Origin of the sequence: Alicyclobacillus tolerans, from assembly GCF_048984885.1 — a bacterium.
Classification (GTDB): Bacteria; Bacillota; Bacilli; order Alicyclobacillales; family Alicyclobacillaceae; genus Alicyclobacillus_I; species Alicyclobacillus_I tolerans.
In genome coordinates, this window is the sequence record NZ_JBMGNK010000002.1 from 1,319,824 (window position 1) to 1,343,238 (window position 23,415).

Sequence of the window (23,415 nt, forward strand, 5' to 3'; positions counted from 1 at the left end):
TAATTTTGCGTCGTATAGACGCGTTGTTTCTTCCCTAGGTAATCGCTTTCAATCGCTTGATAAGAGAAAAAGCGCCATTTTACGGCACTTTTTTCTTTTATTAAGCGTTTTCAGCCAATTTTGTTTCTTTAAATTGTTCATAACATGCTGTATAATAAACCATGGCTATCTCGTCGCAGTTGTGGAATTTTTTACAATAAATGCAATCTTTCCATACCTTGCGAGGCAATGTTTCTTTTTCTACAATCTGAAAATTCAATTTCTTGAAAAATGTCGTCTGATAAGTTAGTGACAAGACTTGCGGGATTCCTAACTGTTCAGCCTCCGCAGCGAGATGTTCCACAATCATTCGGCCAATGCCTCTACCGTGAGAGGCAGCATCAACCGCCAAGGAACGAATTTCAGCCAAATCTTTCCAAAGAATGTGCAATCCAGCCACACCGAGAATACGGTTGCCTTCAGATACAACTGTAAAAGCATGAAGGTTTTCGTACAAAGACTTTTCAGATCTCGGTAACATTAAACCCTCGTTGGCAAATGTCTGAATGAGATGTTGCATTTGCGGGACGTCGTGAACCGTTGCTTGGCGGATTTCCATGCAATGGCCTCCTTTCAGTGTTGAGAATAGTTATAACATGTTGTAGTATTTATATGCAATATATCGTATATTATTTCATATCCAACCCGTGTCAGGCGTCTACAGTAATACAGTAAACAGCGGGATCGTTCAATGTGGTCTATCACTATTTATTGAAATATTTAGAGAAAAGGTGAGAAGAAGTGGAGAAGAATAAAGAATGGATGGGTCAACTGACCCAGAATATTGACCGTGAACACGATGCATGTGGTCTCTTTGCCAGGATTGAGAAAGATGGCAAACAAAGGCGAGAAACAGTTCTTGCTGGTATCCGAGCATTAGCAGCTATGCGTCATCGTGCCGGCTATGTGCGCCAAGAAGGTGATGGATGTGGCTTGCAATTGGACATCCCGCGTGCGCTTTGGCAGAAAAAATTGGCGTTGGCTGGTCAGAATGCTGAAGCAGTGTGGGAAAAAGGTTTTTTTGTAGGTCATTTCTATTTGCAACGTGCACAAAGCTCGAAAGCGTTGGAAAAAATTCACCTAGCTTTCAAGGAAGCTGGCATCAACATTTTGCTTGAGAGTCATCAAGAGGTGGATGAAACGGCTTTAGGTGAGTCGGCAAGTCGTGAGAATCCAATCTTTTTGCAAATAGCAGGTTATTCAGAAGAGCATTCGTTGCGAGAAAAATTGTTTACGCTCGCTCTACAGTTAGAGGAAGATCGACAAATACATGTGGTTTCACTCGATACGGATACAGTGGTCTATAAAGTAGTCGGTGACGAACAAACTCTTTATCGTTATCATAAAGATTTGCAAGATCATTCTATAGAGAGCAGTGTAGTGCTTGCACATACTCGTTATTCCACGAATACTGCAACTGCCTTTGCTCGTGTTCAACCTTTTGCAACCTTAGGGCATAATGGGGAAATTAACACCATTAGCCGTTTCTATTCCGAAGCAAAGATGGCGGGATTTTCTCTGTCGGCAGATGCCAGTGATTCCCAAATGGTGGATAGGTTTATGCATGGGTTAATGGCTATGCGCAACTGGAGTTTAATGGAAAGTATGGAGCTTATCTTCCCTCCCATTCTATTTGAAATTAAGCGTATGCCTAAAACGCTGATCAATCTCTACATGTTTTATCGTGCCCTGTGGGGCCCGTTTGCTCAAGGACCGGCTGGAGTTATTTCGCGCTATGGAGATGAATTGGTTGCCTCAGTGGACGCGCTGGGTTTGCGTCCTATGTGGTTAATGGAAACAGAAGACGCTTGGACTTTGGGGTCGGAACAAGGTTTGGTACCTGCGCAAGAGTGGGTTTCTTCTCCCAAACCGCTTTCTCCTGGAGAGAAAATTGCTTTTCTGCTCAAAGAACGCAAGCTTCTAACTTATAAAGAAGTACAGGAAACCGTATACTCTCGAGCCAGTTTGCGTTTTGACTTTCATACGTCGGCTAAAACACTGCGTTTTTCCGGATTATTTGTTCGTGAACACCATGCTTCTCATCCACAACGCGATACTCAGGCGTTTGCTGTTCGTGCAGCTGCCTTAGGTTTTCGTGAAGAAGATTTGAAATTGCTGGAAGCCCATATCCATACAGGTGCCGAACCTATTCGTTCACTGGGTTATGATAGCCCATTGGCTCCTTTTGCCGATGGATTGAAACTGGTCAGTGATTATTTGCAAGAATCGGTAGCTGTTGTGACTAATCCAGCTATCGATCGGGAACGTGAAATTGAACATTTTAGCACAAGAGCGGTATTGGGACGTCGGCCAAGTTTTACGGAACGCGAAGATCATGCAATGCGTATAGAAATACAGGCACCTCTTTTGCTTGAAGAACAGCCAGATGATGTTGATCTCGATAGTGCATCTCTGCAATCTCTGGCCCATCGATTAGGAACCATGCTTTATGAAGATGCGCTCGATTCTTTGCATACTCGCCCTGAAGCTACAGCGGAGTTGATGCTGGTACGCCAGTCGGATGAGTCTCTAGAAAACTTTTTGCAGCGCTTGGGGCAAGATGCGAAGCGGGCAGTGGAACAGGGAGCCGTTTGTCTTGTGTTGGACGATCGGTTGCAATTTCGACGGGGCGAGTTTGTCGATCCGCTGCTTGCCTTATCTGCAGTTCAGCGTGTTCTATGGGAGAATCATGCCGATGATGGAGAAATGTTGCGTCGGCATACGAGCATTCTTCTGCGTAGCGGAGCGCTTCGCAATTTGCATGATGTTGTTTGTGCTCTTGGACTTGGCGCAGATGCGGTTGTTCCATATATGATGTGGGAATATGCAGCTCGCAAAGGTTCATTACCCGCTTTGGAAAATCTCTATAAGGCACTATGCAAAGGCTTAGAAAAAGTTCTCTCAACTCTAGGCATTCATGAATTGAGGGGCTATGAGCGTTTGTTTGGTGGAATCGGACTTTCGGAAGAAATAGCTCAATGGCTTGGGGTACCTAATTTTTGTGGTGGTAAAAGCATAGGATTGACCTTTGATGTGCTTGAAGAAGATTCCCAGAAGCGCAGGCAACTTTATCAAGTAGCATCGGAGAAACTATTGCCCCGCCAAAAGAATTTTCAACTTTATCCACGTATATGGAAAAGCGCGGGCCAAGTGGCTGAAGGACAAACCAGCTATCAGCAATTTTTCAGCAAATTGGATGCGTTTGAGAAAGAAAATCCACTTTCCTTGCGTCATGTGATGGATTTTCGGACTACAGAGACAAAGATAGATAAAAAGGATGTAGATACCGCGATCGACATTCATGACTATCCAATTTTGATTTCTTCTATGTCCTTTGGTTCGCAAAGTGAAGTGGCGTACAGGGCTTATATTGAAGCGGCAAAGCGCCTAAACATTGTTTGTGTCAATGGTGAAGGTGGTGAAATTAAAGATTTACTGCACCGCTATCCCCATCATCGCGGTCGTCAAATCGCCTCTGGCCGTTTTGGTGTCAATGCTGAACTTTGTAATGATGCCTATATGCTGGAAATTAAAATAGGTCAAGGTGCAAAACCTGGCGAAGGCGGACATTTGCCTGGTTCCAAAGTGACGGAACAGGTGGCGAAAGCTCGTAATGCAACTATGGGGACGGATCTTATCTCACCCTCAAATAACCATGATATTTATTCTATTGAAGACTTGGCGCAGGTGATTTTTGAATTAAAGCAAGTGAATCCACATGCAAAAGTGGGTGTAAAAGTTCCTGTTGTTCCTAATATTGGTACAATAGCTGTGGGTATTGTAAAAGCTGGAGCAGATATTGTAACGCTTTCCGGATTTGATGGTGGAACTGGTGCTGCTCGTGCCCATGCTATTCGTCACGTTGGATTGCCAATGGAAATTGGAATCAAGGCAGCACATGATGCGCTTGTAGCGGCAGGATTGCGTGAAGTAGCCGAAATCTGGGCGGATGGAGGCATCAAATCTGGTGCCGATGTTATGAAAGCCGTTTTGCTTGGAGCTAATCGAGTTGGCTTTGGTACTATGGCAATGGTAGCTATTGGTTGTACTTCTTGCCGTGCGTGCCATAAAGATACTTGTCACGTGGGTATTGCCACTCAAATGCAGGATATGGAGGAAGCTCGAGAAAAGGGTCTAACCACATTTCAACCTCGTGATTTTGAGCAAGCTGTAGATCAACTGGTTCGTTTCTTTGGGGCTATCGGTGAGCATGTTGCAGAATTAACTGCTGCGCTTGGTGCCACTCGGACACAGGATTTAGTGGGACGACGTGATTTATTGAAACAAATTTCCCATCAGCAAACGGTTCATCTTGCAGATTGGTTGAAAGTGGATGAAAAAACCAGAGGAGTAGGCAGTCAGATCATCTATCGTGAATCGGTATCGCTTGCTGAAGAGAATCTATTAGCGGTCGAGGCAACGGGAACGGATAGTGTAACAGCGCATTCGAGTTATAAAGGGACGGAAATAACGGCACCATCGTCTGATAACGTTCGAGTTCCGCGTCTTGTCAGAGCGCTCGGTACAGAGCAAAGTGGTCAGGCGGTACGTTCACGGATAGTTGCCAATGAACATGTGGAGTGGCATGAAGTAGCCGGTAGTGGATTTGCCGCATACAGTACAGCGGGAATGGTGCATACAGCGTGGGGTGGAGCACAAGACGGTGTAGGTAAAGGCGCTTTTGGCGGGCGTGTCCTGATTCTCAAACAGCGTGCTAAAAACGGACGTTGGCTGGGTGGCAGCGTAGGTAAGAGTTTGGCCTACGGGGCACAAAGTGGTTTGTTTATCATTCAAGGTAACGCAGACGCTCGCGCAGGTATTCGCTTGTCAGGTGCAGACGTGATTATTGCTGGTGAACCTGAGGGACCGGTGGATAACGGTGCGTTTCTGGCAGCTAACGCCAATATTAAAGGTTTTGCTTTTGAATATATGACCAACGGACGTGCTCTGGTTCTTGGCGATCCCGGTTCTTGGATTTGCGCAGGTATGACAGGCGGAACGGTTTATTTGCGCTGGAACCCAAGTTGGGGATTGACGGAGCAAACATTGCGCATGCGTTTGGCAAAAGGCGCAAAAGTCTCTTTACGTTACTTGGATGCGGATGGAAATCATGATGTGCGCGAATTGCTGGGACAATATATGAAGGTATTGCGCTTGAGTGGCCAATGGGAAGAGGCGGCCAAGATTCAAAAATTGGCGAATCAGCCAAGTGATCATTTTATGATGGTCAAACCGGGCCAAGATATTACCGATCAAGATATTGCGACCGAATAAGAAATGAACAAAAGATGATGGGCAGTTATTGTTTCGAGCCAAACTCTTTTACTAAAGAGAGGCTCTTTTTTTTTATTTTGATAGAGAAATTGACGAAATGCATATAAGAGAACGAATCAAAGGAAATGTAAAAAAAAAAACGGCTATTCATCGGCATGAATTTTATCTTGATAAATATACATATTGGTGTATAATAATTCAGTGACGATGGATCGCTTCAAGAGTGATTCCCCATGCAAAATTGTTTGATCAGCATGGTGAGGAGGAGTGCTAATCATGAGCATCAGAAAATGGCAGCCTGTACAATCTATCCAATCTTCAGTAGTGGCGCTTGGTAAGGGGTATCTGTCTGTGCGTTTACAAACCGCGTTGTTTGAAGCGCACCGCAGTTTACGAGGCCGCCATCTGCTCGATTTTTCCGATATAACCAGTGAGGAATTAAAACGTTTGCTACAGTTGGCTCATGTGTTGAAAGAAGCTCAAAAGAGTGGTTTTACTCACCATCTTCTGCAAGGAAAAACACTAGCCATGATATTTGACAAAGCGTCGACTCGCACGCGAGTTTCATTTGAGGTCGGTATGTCACAACTTGGAGGGTCAGCGCTCTTCCTCTCGAGTGAACAGACACAACTATCCCGTGGGGAACCTTTGCCAGACACAGCCCGTGTACTTTCACGTTATGTGGATGGCATCATGGTACGCACATTTGCCCATGCTTCTTTACAGGAATTAGCTTCTTACGCTACGGTGCCCGTCATTAACGGATTGACGGATGAACATCATCCCTGTCAGTTACTTGCAGATGTTTTGACGCTAGAAGAGCATTTTGGATCACTTGCTGGACTAACGGTCGCTTATGTAGGTGATGGTAATAATTTGGCTCATTCTTGGCTGCAAATAGCGCCGAAGCTTGGTATTCATATTAGAGTGGCAACGCCTCCTGGTTATAGCCCTCTACAATCGGTGGTTGACGAAGCCAAGATGCATGCTGTTATGCAAAGATCCCAAGTTTTAGTAACTACCGATGCTGAACGAGCTGTCACAGGAGCAGATGTGATTTACACAGATGTCTGGACCAGCATGGGGGATGAAGAGGAATACGAAGAGCGTTTGCAGGTATTTGCCCCTTATCAGGTCAATGCTAATCTCGTATCCAAAGCGAATCCCAATTATCTGTTTTTACATTGTCTACCTGCACATCGTGGTGAAGAGGTAAGCGCAGAAATTATAGATGGTCCGCATTCTAAAGTTTTTGATCAGGCAGAAAATCGTCTTCACGCTCAAAAAGCAGTTTTGGCCGCTTTAATGGCTGATGCAGGTTCATTTGGGGAGGAATTGAAATGAGTGAAAAAGTAGTATTAGCCTACTCCGGGGGATTAGATACATCGGTTGCTATTGCCTGGTTGAAAGAGAAATATGGCTACGATGTGGTTGCCATGTGCGTCGACGTAGGTGAAGGAGAAAATTTAGAAGCTGTGCAGCAAAAAGCTTTACAAGTCGGGGCGGTCAAATCGTATCGCATCGATGGTGTCAAATTGTTTGCCGAGCAGTTCATTTTGCCAGCGCTCAAAGCAGGCGCACTCTACGAAGGTAAATATCCTTTAGCTTCAGCTCTTTCGCGACCACTGATTTCTCAACTTCTGGTGGATGTGGCTGCCAAAGAAGGAGCTGTTGCTGTGGCTCATGGTTGCACGGGAAAAGGGAATGACCAGGTGCGTTTTGAAGTTTCTATTCAAGCACTCAATCCGCAACTAAAAGTTATCGCGCCTGTTCGTGAATGGGGATTTACGCGTGACGAAGAAATTCAGTTTGCTGCTGAACGAAATATTCCATTGCCGATTACCAAAGAAAATCCATTCTCGATTGATGCTAACCTGTGGGGACGGGCTATTGAGTGTGGCGTGCTGGAAGATCCTTGGGCAGAAGCGCCTGAAGATGCTTTTGCTTGGACCATACATCCCGTAAATGCCCCAGAACATCCTGTGGAATTGACCATTGGTTTCGTCGCTGGTTGTCCTGTTTCCTTAAATGGTGAAGAGATGCCTTTAGCTACACTGATTTCAAAGCTCAATCAAATAGCAGGGCAAGCTGGTGTGGGACGTATTGACTGTGTGGAAAATCGACTTGTAGGGATCAAGTCGCGTGAGGTTTATGAAGCGCCAGCAGCTGTGACATTAATTCAAGCTCACAAAGAATTGGAAGCTTTAACGCTGCCTCGTGAAGTGGCCGAATATAAAGCTCAGGTAGAACTCCAATATCACAAATTAATTTACAATGGACTTTGGTTTTCTCCGCTGAAATCAGCTCTTGATGCTTTTGTGACAGAAACTCAACGTTACGTGACTGGTGAAGTGCGAGTTGTGTTATACAAAGGTCACTTGCAAGTAACTGGCAGAAAATCACCCTATTCACTCTATTCGCATCAATTGGCCACCTATTCAGAAGGAGATATGTTCCATCATCAGGATGCGGTAGGATTTATTCAATTGTGGGGCATGCCCACGAAAGTTCAAGCCAGCATTCAAGGCAGTCAAGTTCCAGGTGTTAGTGCGGATGACATAATCGAACATATACAAGTAGCTTCAGATGAGAGTGCTTCACCAACTTTTACAGGTGAAGTCGAGGGGGAGACGGTACAGTTATGAAACTTTGGGGAGGCAGATTTACAGAAGCAACCCATCATTTAGTTGAAACTTACACAGCTAGTATTTCATTCGATAAGAGGCTGGCCGTCGCTGATGTGACGGGCAGCCTCGCCCATGTTCAGATGCTGGCCAGTGTTGGTGTTCTGACAAACTCAGAAGCAGAAACCATTCAATCCGGGTTGCACGAGATTGTCGAAGAAATCAAAACAGACAATTTTCCTTATCGAATTGAAGATGAAGACATTCATATGAATATTGAACGAAGATTGACGGAAAAAATAGGTCCTTTAGCTGGAAAACTGCATACAGCGCGCAGTCGCAATGATCAAGTAGCTCTTGATATGCATCTGTACATGCGTGAGGTGCTTCAAACCATTCTTAATGAACTTCACCTACTTATGCAGGCGCTTGTAACTACAGCAGAAGAGTACCTCGATGTGATTTTTCCCGGTTATACGCATTTGCAGAGAGCTCAGCCAGTTCTTTTCGCTCATCACTTGTTAGCGTATTTCTGGATGTTTCAACGCGATGCGCATCGTTTTCGCGATACTCTGAAACGTACGGATTGTTTACCGCTTGGTGCAGGAGCTCTGGCTGGTACTACGTTTCCTGTCAATCGCCAGCAAGTAGCAGAGATTCTTGGTTTTTCAACGGTTTATCCTAATTCTATGGATGCTGTGTCCGATCGCGATTATCTTTTGGAATTTCTTTCTCATGCAAGCATTTGTATGATGCATTTATCTCGTCTTGCTGAAGAAATGATTCTTTGGACCAGTGAGGAATTTGGTTATATTGAATTGGCCGATCGCTATTGCACAGGTTCGAGTATGATGCCCCAGAAAAAGAATCCAGACGTTCCAGAATTAGTGCGTGGTAAAACTGGGCGGGTTTATGGCCATTTGATAGGATTACTCACCGTGCTCAAAGGACTGCCACTGGCCTATAACAAGGACTTACAGGAAGACAAGGAAGGTATATTTGATACGATAGATACATTAATTCCTGCTTTGCAACTTTTTACAGGAATAATTTCAACGCTTTCAGTGCGTCGAGATCGACTTCAAAAAGCACTGTCCAGAGATTTTTCTGCCGCTACCGATGTTGCCGACGAACTGGTGCGCATGGGAATTCCCTTCCGCCAAGCTCATGCATTGGTTGGAAAATGGGTGCAGCGTGCTTTAGAACAGGGATTGACATTAGCTACATTGCCACTTGAAGAATATCAGAAAGATTGTCCTGAATTGGATGATCGCGTTTTTGAGTGGTTGGACATACGGCGCGTGGTAGAAGCAAGAACTTCCTACGGTGGAACAGCTACTGTTGCCGTCAAACAGCAGTTATTAGAAGCTAAAGCGACGCTTCAATCGTTCTTATAAGGGAAACACTCTTCACGTTGCTGTATAAAATTTTAGAATGCTGTATATTGAATAAAAAACAGAGATGGGTGTGAGAGAAGTTGCAGACGGCCCCATGTATTGTCCAGAAGTTTGGCGGTACATCTGTCGGTAATCCAGAGCGTATCCGCCATGTCGCACGTCGAGTTATGGAAGAGATAGACAAAGGGAATCGCGTTGTTGTGGTTGTCTCAGCTATGGGACACAGCACGGATGAATTGATAGAATTGGCCAAGACAATTTCTTCTCGACCGCATGGCAGAGAAATGGACGCGCTTCTTGCCACTGGTGAGCAAGTATCCGCCGCTCTCTTGGCTATGGCGCTTATTGAACTGGGTCAGCCAGCTTGTTCTTTGACAGGATGGCAAGTTGGAATCGAGACGAATCACATTTATGGATCTGCGCGTATGTTGCGAATTCGCACTGACCGTTTGCAAATGTTGCTGGATGCAGGCAAGGTTCCAGTAGTTTGTGGATTTCAAGGGGTAGTGGATGGCAACATCACCACGCTGGGCAGAGGAGGTTCAGACACAACAGCGGTGGCTTTAGCAGCAGCTCTGAAAGCTAAACGTTGTGATATTTATACAGATGTGACGGGAGTTTTTACCACAGATCCTCGCGTAGTGCCGCAAGCTCAAAAATTAAGTCAGGTATCTTATGATGAAATGCTGGAGTTAGCTGGCCTTGGTGCTCAGGTTTTGCATCCGCGTGCTGTAGAAACGGCCAAGGCGTTTGGCGTACCTCTAACTGTGCGTTCAACGTTTCAACATGAAGAAGGGACGATGGTTGTGGAGACCGTGGAGATGGTAGAAAGACAAAAGTCTGTGACGGGGATCGCTTTTGAACGAGAAGTGGCGCGTCTTGCTCTGATTGGTGTGCCCTTGCAAAAACATGGACTAGCTGTTGTTTTTGGCAAGCTTGCAGACATTGGTGTCAATGTTGACGTGATCGTTCAAAGTGTAGTTCAAGAAGAAACTGTAGACGTTTCATTTACAGTATCTGAGTCTGATGCTTTGCGTTCACTGGATGCTTTAAAAAGTTTACAGTCGGAACTGCAATTTTCGGATATTCAAATGGAGACAGGGCTCGGTAAAGTTTCCATCGTAGGCGCGGGAATGATTACTCATCCAGGCGTTGCGGCAGAAATGTTTTCTTGTTTGGCAGAATCCGGGATACCCGTTAGTATGGTATCTACTTCTGAGATGAAAATTTCCTGTATGATTCGTGGGCAACAAGTGGACACTGCAGTTACTGCCCTGCATCGTCAATTTTTAGAGGAATCTCCAACCGTAAATACTCATGTGGAGTTTGCATAAAACGCTCTTTTTTGCGATCCGATTTTATGAGTGATGAAAATTTTGGCGAATCATGTTGGAATCTCCTCTATGAAGGCATTACAATAAAATAGTGAAGTTCTTTTTGTAAGAGTCTGTAGATGATTTAGCCAATAGGAAATTGCTGCATGGAGGTGTTCGCATGACCGAGAAAACGGCAATCACTTTATCTATTGATGGTCAACAAGTTTCAGTAGATGCTGGTGAGCCCCTGCTTCACGCCATTCTTTCATCAGGTTTAGAATTGCCCCACATTTGTTACCATGAAGCGCTTGGTCCTATCCAAACATGCGATACGTGTATCGTTGAAGTGGACGGGCAACTGGTGCGCGCTTGCTCGACCTTGGCAACTGAAGGCATGAACGTCAGAACCAAAGCGGTTGCTGCCAGGTTTGCGCGTAAAGAAGCAATGGATCGTATTTTGCACAATCATGAATTATATTGCACTGTTTGCGACAACAACAATAAAAATTGTGTTGTCCACAATACCACGATGGAAATGGGTATTGATCATCAAGGCATTCCTTTTGAGCCAAAACCATACGAAAAAGATATGTCGAATCCGTTTTATCGCTACGATCCAAATCAATGTATTCTTTGCGGCCGTTGTGTGGAAGCGTGTCAGAACCTGCAGGTCAGTGAAGTGCTTTCCATTGACTGGTCACGAGAAAATCCACGTGTGATATGGGATAATGATGTACCTATTAACGAATCTTCTTGTGTGAGTTGTGGGCATTGTGTGACCGTTTGCCCCTGTAACGCACTCATGGAAAAAAACATGTTAGGTGAAGCGGGTTATTTAACAGGCATTGACGATGATACGCTAGGCCGCATGATTGATCTCACGAAGGCAGTTGAGCCGGGCTATTCGGCAATTTTTGCTATTTCCGAAATCGAAGCGACTCTTCGTGAGGAACGCATTAAGAAAACAAAGACGGTCTGTACTTACTGTGGAGTTGGTTGTTCTTTTGAAATTTGGACCAAAGGCCGCAAAGTATTGAAAGTAGAACCGCAAATGGAAGCGCCAGCCAACCAAATTTCCACTTGTGTCAAAGGTAAATTTGGCTGGGATTTTGTCAACTCTAAAGAGCGTCTTACCAAACCGCTGATTCGCCACGGCAATGAATTCCGGGAAGCTACATGGGAAGAAGCGTTAGAGTTTGCTGCAAAACGTCTCCGTGAAATCAAAGAGGCACATGGTCCTGACAGCATTGGCTATATATCTTCTTCAAAGTGCACGAATGAAGAAAATTATCTAATGCAGAAGTTTGCTCGTGCTGTTATGGGAACGAATAATATTGACAATTGTTCCCGTTACTGTCAAGCACCTGCTACCGAAGGACTTCGTAGAACCATGGGGCTTGGCGGGGATACCGGATCGATCAAAGATTTAGCTAGTGCGGATCTGGTGATTATAGTTGGTGCCAATCCTGCAGAATCTCATCCTGTACTCTCTACGCGTTTGCGTCGTGCTAAGAAGAAATATGGACAAAAGCTAATTGTTGCTGATTTGCGAAAGAATGATATGGCCAATCGGGCAGACCTTTTCTTGCACCCTCGCCCGGGCACGGATTTTGTTTGGTTGCAGGCGGTCACTAAATATTTGCTCGATCACAATTATGCTGACGCAGCATTTTTAGCCGAAAAAGTTACCGGACTGGAAGAGTACAAGCGTTCTTTGGAAGCCTATACCCTCGAATTTGCTGTTGAACAGACAGGGCTGAGTAAAGAAGAATTAATTCGCACGGCTGAGATGATTCGTGACGCAAAAAGCGTCTGTATTGCTTGGGCAATGGGAGTCACACAACATCTGGGTGGTAGTGACACTTCAACTGCAATCTGTAACTTATTGCTTGTGACCGGGAATGCGGGCCGTCCTGGAACAGGTGCTTATCCGTTGCGCGGACATAATAACGTACAAGGTGCAGGAGACTTTGGCTGCGCTCCTGCGTTTATGCCTGGTTATGAGCCGTCCAACAGCGAAGAAGTGTTGCAGAAGTATGAAAAAGCCTGGGGTGTTAAACTTCCACGCAGCAAAGGGTTAGATAACCATCAGATGGTTGAAGCGATTCATGATGGGCAACTCAAAGCTATGTATCTATTTGGTGAAGATATGGCACTGGTGGATTCCAATGCCAATTATGTACACGAAGCGTTTGAAAAGCTGGAACTCTTTATTGTTCAGGATATATTTTTTAGCAAAACCTGTCAGTATGCAGATGTTATATTTCCAGCCAGTCCTAGTTTAGAAAAAGAAGGAACTTTCACCAACACAGAACGTCGAATTCAGCGCCTCTATCAAGCATTAGAACCTCTTGGAGAGTCAAAACCAGATTGGATCATTATTCAAGAATTGGCTAACCGTTTAGGTGCTAACTGGAACTACACGCATCCACAGGAAATTTTTGAGGAAGCTGTAGCTTTGACCGATTTGATGAAAGGTGCCAACTACGAAAGGTTAGAAGGGTTCAAGAGTTTGCAATGGCCCGTTGCAGAAGATGGCACGGATTCACCAGTCCTTTACTTGGATGGTTTTCAAAAACCAGGCGGCAAAGCACAGCTTTATCCGGTCGAATGGCAGCGGCCTATGGTAGAAAATGAAGAGTTCGATCTCCATTTAAACAATGGGCGCTTGTTGGAGCATTTCCATGAGGGTAATATGACTTATCGTGTGCCGGGAATTGAAGAAAAGGTACCTACTACTTTTGTGGAAATTTCTCCAGAATTAGCGGCAGAACGAGGTATTCAGACGGGAACTTTGGTTCGACTGATTTCTCCTTATGGAAAAGTCAAAGTACGAGCAGTAGTAACAGATAGAGTAAAAGGTAAAGAATTGTATCTCCCTATGAATACACCAAAAGCCGAAGAAGCGGTAAATTACCTTACCAGCAGCTATCACGATACGATTACCCATACTCCAGCTTACAAGGAAACCAGTGTACGTATGGAAATCATCGAAAAAGATGGCGATTCTCCTATCAAACGTGGCAATTTCCGTTTGGGACATCCAAATCCGCAACCAGGTGTCAATGTGGAACAAAAATGGCAGCGTAAAGATTATCATGACTTACTTAAAGTGGGTAAATGAAGGGGGCTGCGGGGTTGAATAAACCCCGCTCGTTCTTTAAGGTCTTTTACTCTATATATTTTTGGTAATTAGCTAAGACTAAGTAAAAATCCGTGCTGAGTTAAGGATGTATTCGGGTAGTTTTTCATGTACACTAGATACGGCTGAACTGCGGCAGGCTTTTTGAGCTTGCCGTCGGTTGATTTTTAGTGGAGGGGTGCTCACATATGGCACAAGCTACAACCGCAATTGTCCGGCAAGATAATGAGTCTGAACAAAAGGAAAAAATGTTGCAAGAGTTGCAACAGGTACTGGCTGAAAATGCTGATGGTCTAAAAAGCGGAGCAGAATTGTTGCAAGAGCTGCATGAGAAAGGGCTGCTCGATTTTCTCGTAGCACTGATTAAACAAGGTAATGATGTGGTTCGAATTCTGGTTGAATTGGTGACTCGTGAGCAGTATATGAAAGGAATTCAAAAAGTTATGTCGGCTGTTGAAGGCTTTTCAGAACTGGATGGAGACAGTCTTACAGCAGCCATGAAATCATTACTGAAATTACTTCAAGAGCTTTCGGATAAAGGATTGCTTGATTTTTTGGTTGGTTTACTGGAACAAGGACAAAACATTGCTAAAGTTCTGGTGGATTTTGCTGCCCAAACAGCGCAGTCAAAATCTTTACAGTCCATCATCTCGCTTGCTTCTGAAGTTTCCAATCTTGATGGAGAAGCCCTGGGACGTACACTCAAAGGAGTCACTGCTGGGCTTTCAAAAATGGCTGAATCTGAACCCAATGGACGGCCTATGGGTATTTTCGAATTGCTTCGTATGATGAAAGATCCAGATGTAAGTGCAGCGCTACAAAGTGGATTTGCCTTTTTGAAGGGAATGGGGCAGGCTTTGCGGAAAACGGATGGTCAATAACCATGCTGGATAAAGTAGCACAACGAGGCGAGGGAAGGCAACGCCGTGCTCCTTTGCAAGCCAAAACAGTTATTCAACGTTATCATGAAGGACAGTGGACGGTTATTGAAGATTCGGTAGCTAACGAATTTGTTCTAACGATTGAAGTGGACCGTCAGGAATTTGCTACTGTCGTCTGTACGCCAGATTGCCTGGAGGATTTTGTTATAGGCTTTCTGGCGTCAGAGGGTGTGATACGTCAAGCTTCAGATGTGGATAATCTGGAAGTGAGCCTCTATCGTGGGATGGCTTGGGTACATTTGAAAGAGAAATTTCAGATGCGTCCAGAAGTTTATCGGAAACGCTACATTACTTCCTGTTGTGGGAAAAGCAGACAATCATTTTATTTTTTTAATGATGCCCAGACGGCTCATAAAATTGAAGATTCAACACGTTTAAGTGCGGGCGATATTTTGAATGTCATGGCTAAAATGGACGAGGAATCTTTTTTGTTTAAGCAAACGGGCGGTGTGCATATGGCCTTTCTAGAAATTCCAGGTCAGTGTTTCATCGCGCGTTCAGATATTGGTCGTCACAACGCTCTTGATAAAGTCTTTGGATATCTTTTACGTTGTGGATTGTCTACAATTGGTGCCAGAATGGCATTCAGTGGACGTATTTCATCAGAAGTATTATTGAAAGTATCAAAAATGGGTGTTGGCGTTGTCATATCTCACAGTGCGCCAACCCAATTGGCATTAGATTTAGCGCGTGATTTGAATATTACCGTCATAGGATTTGTCAGAAATTCATCATTTAATGTATATACACATGATTGGAGGGTGCAGATGTCTTGACGCTGCGCCATTTCTTGTCTATATTCTGAATTAAATATCAATACAGATAGGCAATAGAAAAGTATATTGTAACCTTCGCATAACTGGCGGAAGTGGGATTACCACAAGGGAGTGCGAAAGGATGTATGCCGGCCGCCTGGGCGCCTCTTGTTCAAGAGTCTGTTCAGGTGGCCTTTGCTTTACCCTTCAGCAGATAACCTAAAGAGAGTGGAGAGTGGACCCATGAAAGTTCTCGTTACAGACGGCATTTCTGAGCTTGGAGTAGAAAAATTGCAGTCTTTCCCTAATATAGAAGTTATAGTCCGTCCGGAATTGACTCCAGATGAATTGCTTGAAGAAATTGCAGATGTAGACGCCTTGCTGTTACGTTCTCAATCTAAAATTACAGAAAAAGTCCTGCAAGCTGCAGTTCAATTAAAAGTGATTGGAAGAGCTGGTGTTGGAGTCGATAATATTGACGTCACAGCCGCTACTCGTCGAGGAATCGTTGTGTTGAATGCCCCTGATGGCAATACCATTTCAGCTGCCGAACATACTTTTGCCATGTTGATTTCCCTTTCTCGCCATATTCCCCAAGCTGATGCTTCTATTCGCAGCGGCCGCTGGGACAGAAAAAAATTTATTGGCGTTGAATTGGCTGGAAAAACGCTTGCTGTTCTTGGCATGGGACGTATTGGTTCAGAAGTTGCCAAACGAGCCCTTGCTTTTCAAATGCGAGTCATAGGATACGATCCGTTTCTTACCCAGGAAAGGGCCAAAGTGTTGGGAGTGGAAGCGAAACCGCTCGAAGAGGCCATTGCAGAGGCGGATTTTATTACCGTTCATACGCCACTTACGAAAGAAACTCATCATTTGTTAAACGATGCGGCTTTTTATCGAATGAAGCGAGGAGTTCGTATTGTGAATTGTGCACGAGGCGGAATTATTGATGAACAAGCGTTATTGCGAGCTATAGAAGAAGGTATTGTAGCCGGAGCCGCCCTCGATGTATTTGAAAGAGAGCCTCTGGATGCGCATCATCCTTTGTTATCGCGATCGGACGTAGTCTTGACACCTCATCTTGGAGCCTCGACAGTAGAAGCTCAAGTTAATGTGGCCATTGATGTTGCAGAAGAGGTTGGACGTGTGTTGTCAGGGTTGCCTTTTCGAAATGCTGTCAATTTACCTTCATTGACAGCGGAGCAAAACAGAGAACTGTCACCTTATCTCGAATTGGCAGAAAAGATTGGTCTCTTTGCCACACAGTTGGTTCCTGAAGCGCCTCAATCTATTGAAATAACGTACAGTGGTGGACTTGCTCAATTAGATGTGTCATTTCTAACACGAACTCTCCTAAAAGGTCTTTTGGCTTACCATTACCAAGATGAAGTAAATTATGTCAACGCTCCAATAGTTGCTGAACAATTGCACATTCAAGTTCGTGATGTCCGTGAACCGAAGAGTAAGGTGTTCCAAAACCTCATCTCGCTGCATCTGTATTTTTCGGGTGCTCAAATCAAAGTCGCGGGAACTTTATATAACGGTTTTGGGCCTCGTATTGTGGAAGTGGATGGTTACGCAGTAGATGCGCCAGTAGAAGGCAATATGGTGTTTACGCGTCATGTTGATCAACCAGGTATGATTGGAAAAATGGGTACTCTATTGGGCGACGTTGGCATTAATATTGCCGGTATGCAAGTTGGCCGACGTGAGAGTGGTGGAGAAGCTATCATGATTCTTAGTGTAGACAAAATTGTTCCAGATTCTGTGATCCAACAGATCGGTTCTGTCAGTGGTGTTCGGGTAGCGCGTGCTATTCAACTTTGAGGGGGAATGCAGAATGAAAAGAGTGGATAATTTTGGAGCTGGCCCTGGCGCGCTGCCTACAGCAGTCCTCGAAAAAGCGAGAGACGAACTATTATCATATCAAAATAAAGGTATCTCTGTTCTAGAGATGTCTCATCGCAGTGAGATGTTTGATGAAATTCATCTTTCTGCCAAAAACCGATTACGTCGACTCATGAATATTCCAGAGGAGTATGAAATCCTCTTTTTACAAGGTGGCGCTAGCTTACAGTTTAGTATGATTCCCATGAACTTTTTGCAGAAAGGTCAAACGGCTGCATATGTTTTGACAGGAAGTTGGTCTGAGAAAGCATTGGCAGAGGCAAAAAAACTAGGAGAGACACGTATTGCGGCGAGTAGCAAGGAGGATGGCTATCGCAGTATTCCTGCAATGAACGCGATATACAGTGAAAGCAATGATGCCTATTTGCACATCACGACAAATAATACGATTTATGGAACGCAATGGCATGTGCTTCCTAGTCATTTGGACAGTCCTCTCGTTGCTGACGTGTCCAGCGATATACTGTCTCGTCCGCTGGACGTTCAATCTTTTTCTCTTTTATATGCAGGTGCTCAAAAGAATCTTGGCCCCTCTGGTTTAACAGTAGTGATTGTCAAAAAGTCTTGGGCTGAGCAAGCGAGCAAGACAGTTCCTACCATGCTCTCTTATCAAACTCATCTTCAACATGACTCTCGTTACAATACTCCACCGACTTTTGCTGTTTACTTGTTAAATCTTGTCTTGGAGTGGACGGAAGCACAAGGTGGAGTACCAGCGATGATGGAGAAAAGTCTGAGAAAATCTGGTTATCTTTATCGAGTGATTGACGAGTTTCCAGATGTATATGAAGGTCATGCTTGTCAGGAAGCACGTTCACGAATGAATGTAACTTTTCGACTGGTCAATCCGGAGAGGACGAAACAATTCCTGACTGTAGCCAACGATTATTCATTTATTGGTTTGTCTGGGCATCGTTCGGTTGGCGGTATTCGTGCCTCACTTTACAATGCAGTTTCAGAAGAATCTGCAGCTCGATTGGCAGAATTTATGCGGGATTTTGCCCAAAGTGAAAAGTAAAGGAGGCAAAATGGTGTACCGTACCCTATTGTTTGATGTGGATGGTGTCATGCTGAGTGAAGAAAGATATTTTGACGCCACAGCTTTAACAGTCATTGAACTTTGGAACCGCTCTTGTTATCTGGGGCTTTCAGCACAGCCGTTGGATTCCATTCAGGATAATCCTACAGAAACCTACATTCGAAATGCTCGGCAGTACGTTTTTGCGGACGATCGTGCTCTATTCGCTATGAAAAGCAAGGGCATTAATGCCAATTGGGATATGGTATATTTACTATTTGCTTTTGCATTAGGTCGTTTGTTGGATGAGACAGCAACTGTGACAATCTCTAAATATCAACCGTCAGAGGATATGGCAGAATATTTATGCCGGGTGGGTCATGTTTTGCAAAGTCGGGAGGGTCATCGTAATCTTCCTGATTTTCAAAAATTTGTATGTCTAGCAGAATCGGCTTCAGATAAAGCTGATTTAATGAACAAAGTCAATGAAAAACTTCGTCGTTTAGTGTCTGCGAATGAAGAAAAAATATTTTTCCAAAAACTATGGGAACTGGGCTGCCAAGTTTTTCAAACTTGGTATTTGGGACAGCAGTCAGACAGCCCACTTTCTCATGAGAAACGAGGTTTTCTTCATGATGAGGAGGCCATTGTAGATATAGAGCGTTTCCGAGCGCTTCTCATTCATTTACAGTCGTCTGGTATCGCACTCGGAATAGCTACAGGTCGTCCCGATGTAGAAACAAGAGTGCCACTTAGTCATCTGGGACTTCTTTCCTTGTTTGATAAAAAGAGAATTTCGACCGCGTCAGATGTTTTGCATACAGAGCGGCAATATCCTGAATTTGCCCCTTTATCAAAACCCCATCCTTTCAGTTATTTGCGAAGTTTACTTGCCACAGAAGATGTTGAACAAGTACTTCATACATCACTGCCGCTATCTGATCATATTGCCCGACAGGTTCTGATTGTGGGTGATTCAGTAGCAGATGCAATATGCGCACAAAAAATAGGCTGTGATTTTGCCGCTGTTCTTACAGGACCTTCTGGAGAAGCGGCTCGTGCTGAATTTGAGGCTCTTGGGGCTAACTATATTTTTAAAGATGTTCTTGAGTTATTCAGTTTATTCGCAAAGTAGCAGCATTGCTCTTGTATGAACTTCGATGGATAGAATTTTAAAGTAAACCAATAAATCATTAATTTTTTACCAATAAACAATCATTGGAAATTTCTTGTATCGCTCTGTATCCGGCTAATCCCATAGTCAAATCGAGATCGGCCAAAAGGTGGCGTACCACAGCGCGTACGCCTTCTTCGCCGCTTACAGCTAGTCCATAAATATAAGGTCGGCCAAGTAGCACTGCGCTCGCACCCAAAGCAATAGCCTTTAGGATATCCGAGCCGCGACGAATACCACTATCCAATAATACTGGGACACGATGATTGACAGCAGCAAGTACTGGGGGCAAGGCGTCAAGGGTAGCTATGGTGCCATCTACCTGCCTTCCTCCATGATTAGAGACAATAATGCCATTGGCTCCGTTTTGAATTGCAAGCTCTGCGTCATCAGGATGTAGAATCCCTTTTAAGAGGATAGGCAATCGAGTAGATTCCCTGATAAGTTTTAAGCGTTCAAAGGTGAGAGTGGCGTCCCCAAACAACCTGGTCCAAAGGGCTATGGCCGACGGCATATCTTCTTTGGGAGGCTTCTTTAAGTGGCTGAGAAAAATCGGATCGGCCAAATAGTTAGCAATTCCTTTTCCGTGTAAAAATGGTAAATGAGCGTGTTGTAAATCTTTTTCTCTCCAAGCCATCATGGGAGTATCCAACGTGATAACAATGGCGCTATAGCCGGACTTTTCGGCGCGAGAGATAAAACTTTTGACTAACTCCTCGTCTTTACTCCAATATAACTGAAACCATCGAACGCTATTACCCATGACATTTGCAATTTCTTCTAGAGTATAAGAAGATGCTGTGCTTGCTATATATGGGATATGTAAAGAAGCTGCAGCCCTTGCGGATGCTAACTCTCCTTCATCATGTACAATAGATTGCACGCCTATGGGAGCCAAAAGTAGGGGGGCAGGAAGATTATTTTGAAAGAGATTGATTTGCAGAGAGCGCTGTTCTACGTTTCGCCACATTCTTGGTATGATTGACCACTTTGTAAAAGCATCTCGATTTTTTTGCATGGTTTCACCGCAACCCGCTCCTCCATGTATATAATCAAAAGCAGGTGGGCTCAGTTTAGATTGCGCTTTCTTTTCCCATTCTTCAATAGATATGAGATGGGGGTAGGGAATATCCGTAAGACTGGTTTGATAGATAGAAAACTGCACTTGATTACCGATGTTATCCAATTGAATAACACTCCCTGCCGGTTGGTCTTGTCTTTCATTATTCTGTATGTTTTATTCTAAAGGTATTTGCAGATTTTGCGATAGTATTTTGAATGTTTCCGTTCATCTTTGTGAATATCGATCTCTTGATGAAAGAAGGACAGAAAATTTTGTAAAAACATCTCTAAAAATAAGTGTATCTTGGAGGTTGCAAACCACGTATTCTCATGGTAATATACCACTTGTCTGTTTGAAGCATTTATTCAATAGCTTCGAGACTTACGGAGAGATGTCCGAGTTGGTCGAAGGAGCACGATTGGAAATCGTGTAGGCGGTTTAAACCCGTCTCGAGGGTTCGAATCCCTCTCTCTCCGCCATTTGGCGGCGTAGCTCAGTTGGTTAGAGCACACGGTTCATACCCGTGGTGTCGGGGGTTCGAATCCCTCCGCCGCTACCAGTGAAGTCTGCCACCTTGGCTCAGGGGTAGAGCGGCTCACTCGTAATGAGCAGGTCGTCGGTTCGAATCCGACAGGTGGCTCCAAACAAAGCCCGGAATAGTAAGGGTTTCGGATAGGTCGCTCAGAGATGGGTGGCCTTTTTTTGTGTGATTGTGTGCCAAATGAAAATGTACGCCAAGGGTAGCCTGCGTTAGCTTTGTCGATGTCTTTTTGTATGAAATGAAAACGTCAGGATCCGCCGCCTAATAAAGGGTAATAGGCGGCCAAACCGTTAATTGTGACAACTTCAATCCAGCCTACTTTTTCTGGGTCGACCGGCGTCAGGTCGATGGGTCTGCTATCCAAGTTTGAAACTGCTGAGGTCGAGCCATTCATGTTTACATGACCAGGAATGGATGATGATGCTCAGGGTCATTCAGAAATTCCTGCAATTCATTCCAGGCAATGGTTTGAACAGCGTCCCACTCAGTAGGCAAGAGAAGTGAGTATCTTATGTGGTTAAGAAAATTATGGAATTCGTGAGATTACATTTCATTTTGTTAACCCAATAACTAACACACCGTTGGCAAACGCCTGAACATCAGTGACACATTGCGATATATCTTTTTTTGAAATCTGGTACCTTCTCTATGGGTTAAATGCCGACAACCAGTCAATAAATTTTCATCCAAGAAGGCATGTTGAATCATTTCAAGCAAATTCATCCATTAAATTTTCCATATGATGAGGCAACCCGTCTGCTATTTTGAGTTTATCAGGTTTTTTCCTGCGCAGACGCAGGATGTACCAATTGACAGAGATGCCTACTGCAAGGAATACGAGCGGAGAAATCCAGAGTGGATAAACTGGCGGCCAGATAGAGTAGTATAGAACGACAAAAAGTATCAGAGTTGACAATATAGGCAATACAAAGTGGCGAATAAGATGTAAAGTTTTCAGTTTGTGATACAGTCGCATGACAGAAATATTGAGTAAGGTATGGGCAGCAACCAAGCCGAAGAGTACAGCGGTTGTCAACATATTAAACGCATTGGAGGGACCCAGTAATAATCCTGAGACGATAGCGATAGTAAAGGCAAGTAATGAGAGTAATATTACTGCAATTCGTGGAGCAGAGCGTCCGTTGACTTGGGCGAAGGAAGCATGCATTAACTCATCTCTGCCGATTGCATAGAGGATGCGCGCTGAACTTGTAATCAGTGCAATACCGTCTGCTAATGCGCTGTTAAGTGCTAAAATAACGAGTGCAATTGCTCCCACTGGTCCTAAATAATGTTCAAAAACCACTACGCCAGGCGCTCCATTGGTTGCAAAAGTAGCCATGTTTTGAATACCCCATCCCACTGTCAGAGCGTAGGCCGATAATGTTAAGGCGGCGCCTACTAAAGATAGAGAAATCAGAGCAGCACGACCGACGATACGTCCTCGGTTATTGCGTCGATTCTTGGCTTCCTCTCCGAGTGGTGTATGACTACCTACACCAATAAAACTAGTTATGCCAAAAATCATTCCTAAAGCGACACCTTGTATACCTCTATTTGGAATTTCGAATGGAACAAATGGAGCAGAAGGATGAACATGCACAATAATTAAAATTGAAGAAATAATTAGAAATACAATTTCTATAAGACTGGAGAGAGCAATAAAGCGAATGGTTGGTCGTATTCCTGCCAATCCAAGAGCAAGAGGAACTCCAATAAAAAAGATAACGGTTGCTATCCAAAACCAGGGGGGTAATGTAATGTGAAGTTGCGTTAGGATTCCTGGTAAAAATACGCCACCTATGTAAACAGGTATTCCAGCTACGCTGACGATTTGATAAAAGATGACCATAAATGCGGTGAACACGGCTGACTTTGGACCAATTCCAGCGGCTACGTAACTGTAGTAACCACCAGCCGATGTGCGGTGTTTTGAAAGGTGGTAGATAGTATTGACTTCAATGAACATAACCAAAAATGCCAATAGATAAGAAAGAGGAAGTGCGGCTAATGCAAACGCCGCGCCTGCAGTCATAAAAGCTACCACGTCACAGGTAGGCGCCATACCGCTGATACTTTGACTTACTAATCCCCAAAAGCCGACCGATTCTGTTTGCAAGTGGTTATGTTGACTCACGTCTCTTTTAACCTCCTCAAACTGATTGTGAAAACATACATGTGAAAACTCTTTTGTTATAAATAAGAATGGTTCTGATTTATTCT

Annotated in this window: 15 protein-coding genes, 3 tRNA genes and 1 riboswitch; of the genes, 14 read left to right on the plus strand and 4 right to left on the minus strand. The window is 44.2% G+C overall.

Going from position 1 to position 23,415, the window contains the following annotated elements:
* Positions 1-100: 100 nt before the first annotated feature.
* A complete protein-coding gene (locus ACOJUR_RS06540) occupies positions 101-598 on the minus strand; it encodes an N-acetyltransferase (RefSeq protein ID WP_072873398.1) in 498 nt (165 codons plus the stop codon).
* Positions 599-801: 203 nt separating this feature from the next.
* Here ACOJUR_RS06540 and ACOJUR_RS06545 point away from each other — a divergent pair, with 203 nt between their 5' ends.
* A complete protein-coding gene (locus ACOJUR_RS06545) occupies positions 802-5,313 on the plus strand; it encodes a glutamate synthase-related protein (RefSeq protein ID WP_420950516.1) in 4,512 nt (1,503 codons plus the stop codon).
* Positions 5,314-5,456: 143 nt separating this feature from the next.
* Here the strand turns inward: ACOJUR_RS06545 and ACOJUR_RS06550 are convergent, their stop codons facing one another.
* Positions 5,457-5,597, minus strand: a complete 141-nt coding sequence (locus ACOJUR_RS06550; protein WP_420949559.1) for a hypothetical protein — start codon at positions 5,595-5,597, stop codon at positions 5,457-5,459.
* Here ACOJUR_RS06550 and argF point away from each other — a divergent pair.
* The 10 genes from argF (at position 5,590) to ACOJUR_RS06600 (ending at position 19,549) form a co-directional block, all read left to right on the plus strand.
* On the plus strand, positions 5,590-6,657 hold the full coding sequence (gene argF, locus ACOJUR_RS06555) for an ornithine carbamoyltransferase (RefSeq protein ID WP_420949560.1): 1,068 nt from the start codon (positions 5,590-5,592) through the stop codon (positions 6,655-6,657). The two genes, ACOJUR_RS06550 and argF, sit on opposite strands and share 8 nt — an antisense overlap.
* Positions 6,654-7,958 (plus strand): argininosuccinate synthase, encoded by a 1,305-nt coding sequence (locus tag ACOJUR_RS06560; protein WP_306953922.1) that lies wholly within the window; start codon positions 6,654-6,656, stop codon positions 7,956-7,958. Before argF ends, ACOJUR_RS06560 begins: the two co-directional genes overlap by 4 nt.
* Positions 7,955-9,334 carry an argininosuccinate lyase gene (gene argH, locus ACOJUR_RS06565; protein ID WP_420949561.1) on the plus strand — a complete coding sequence of 460 codons (1,380 nt, stop codon included), beginning with the start codon at positions 7,955-7,957 and terminating at the stop codon, positions 9,332-9,334. Before ACOJUR_RS06560 ends, argH begins: the two co-directional genes overlap by 4 nt.
* Positions 9,335-9,414: 80 nt before the next feature.
* Positions 9,415-10,668 carry an aspartate kinase gene (locus ACOJUR_RS06570; RefSeq protein ID WP_238413487.1) on the plus strand — a complete coding sequence of 418 codons (1,254 nt, stop codon included), beginning with the start codon at positions 9,415-9,417 and terminating at the stop codon, positions 10,666-10,668.
* A 160-nt stretch (positions 10,669-10,828) separates the two neighbouring features.
* Entirely contained in the window at positions 10,829-13,774 is a 2,946-nt protein-coding gene (gene fdhF / locus ACOJUR_RS06575; protein WP_420949562.1) for a formate dehydrogenase subunit alpha, read from the plus strand.
* Between the two features lie 206 nt (positions 13,775-13,980).
* On the plus strand, positions 13,981-14,673 hold the full coding sequence (locus ACOJUR_RS06580; RefSeq protein ID WP_072873393.1) for a helical membrane plugin domain-containing protein: 693 nt from the start codon (positions 13,981-13,983) through the stop codon (positions 14,671-14,673).
* A 2-nt stretch (positions 14,674-14,675) separates the two neighbouring features.
* Positions 14,676-15,509, plus strand: coding sequence for a formate dehydrogenase accessory sulfurtransferase FdhD (fdhD, locus tag ACOJUR_RS06585; protein ID WP_072873392.1), 834 nt, complete (start codon positions 14,676-14,678; stop codon positions 15,507-15,509).
* Positions 15,510-15,578: 69 nt separating this feature from the next.
* A riboswitch (ZMP/ZTP riboswitch) is annotated at positions 15,579-15,658 on the plus strand.
* A gap of 73 nt (positions 15,659-15,731) precedes the next feature.
* On the plus strand, positions 15,732-17,315 hold the full coding sequence (gene serA / locus ACOJUR_RS06590) for a phosphoglycerate dehydrogenase (RefSeq protein ID WP_072873391.1): 1,584 nt from the start codon (positions 15,732-15,734) through the stop codon (positions 17,313-17,315).
* Between the two features lie 13 nt (positions 17,316-17,328).
* Positions 17,329-18,414, plus strand: a complete 1,086-nt coding sequence (gene serC, locus ACOJUR_RS06595; RefSeq protein ID WP_072873390.1) for a 3-phosphoserine/phosphohydroxythreonine transaminase — start codon at positions 17,329-17,331, stop codon at positions 18,412-18,414.
* Between the two features lie 13 nt (positions 18,415-18,427).
* On the plus strand, positions 18,428-19,549 hold the full coding sequence (locus tag ACOJUR_RS06600) for an HAD family hydrolase (RefSeq protein WP_072873389.1): 1,122 nt from the start codon (positions 18,428-18,430) through the stop codon (positions 19,547-19,549).
* A 58-nt stretch (positions 19,550-19,607) separates the two neighbouring features.
* On the opposite strand, the gene ACOJUR_RS06605 is transcribed toward ACOJUR_RS06600, so the two are convergent.
* A complete protein-coding gene (locus ACOJUR_RS06605) occupies positions 19,608-20,774 on the minus strand; it encodes an alpha-hydroxy-acid oxidizing protein (RefSeq protein ID WP_420949563.1) in 1,167 nt (388 codons plus the stop codon).
* A 262-nt stretch (positions 20,775-21,036) separates the two neighbouring features.
* Between ACOJUR_RS06605 and ACOJUR_RS06610 the strand changes: the two genes are divergently transcribed.
* From ACOJUR_RS06610 to ACOJUR_RS06620, 3 genes are all read left to right on the plus strand, one after another.
* Positions 21,037-21,130 (plus strand) — tRNA-Ser (locus ACOJUR_RS06610).
* Between the two features lie 3 nt (positions 21,131-21,133).
* Positions 21,134-21,210 (plus strand) — tRNA-Met (locus tag ACOJUR_RS06615).
* 9 nt (positions 21,211-21,219) lie between these two features.
* Positions 21,220-21,294, plus strand: a tRNA-Thr gene (locus tag ACOJUR_RS06620).
* 607 nt (positions 21,295-21,901) lie between these two features.
* Here the strand turns inward: ACOJUR_RS06620 and ACOJUR_RS06625 are convergent.
* Positions 21,902-23,329 (minus strand): APC family permease, encoded by a 1,428-nt coding sequence (locus tag ACOJUR_RS06625; RefSeq protein WP_420949564.1) that lies wholly within the window; start codon positions 23,327-23,329, stop codon positions 21,902-21,904.
* Positions 23,330-23,415: the final 86 nt, after the last annotated feature.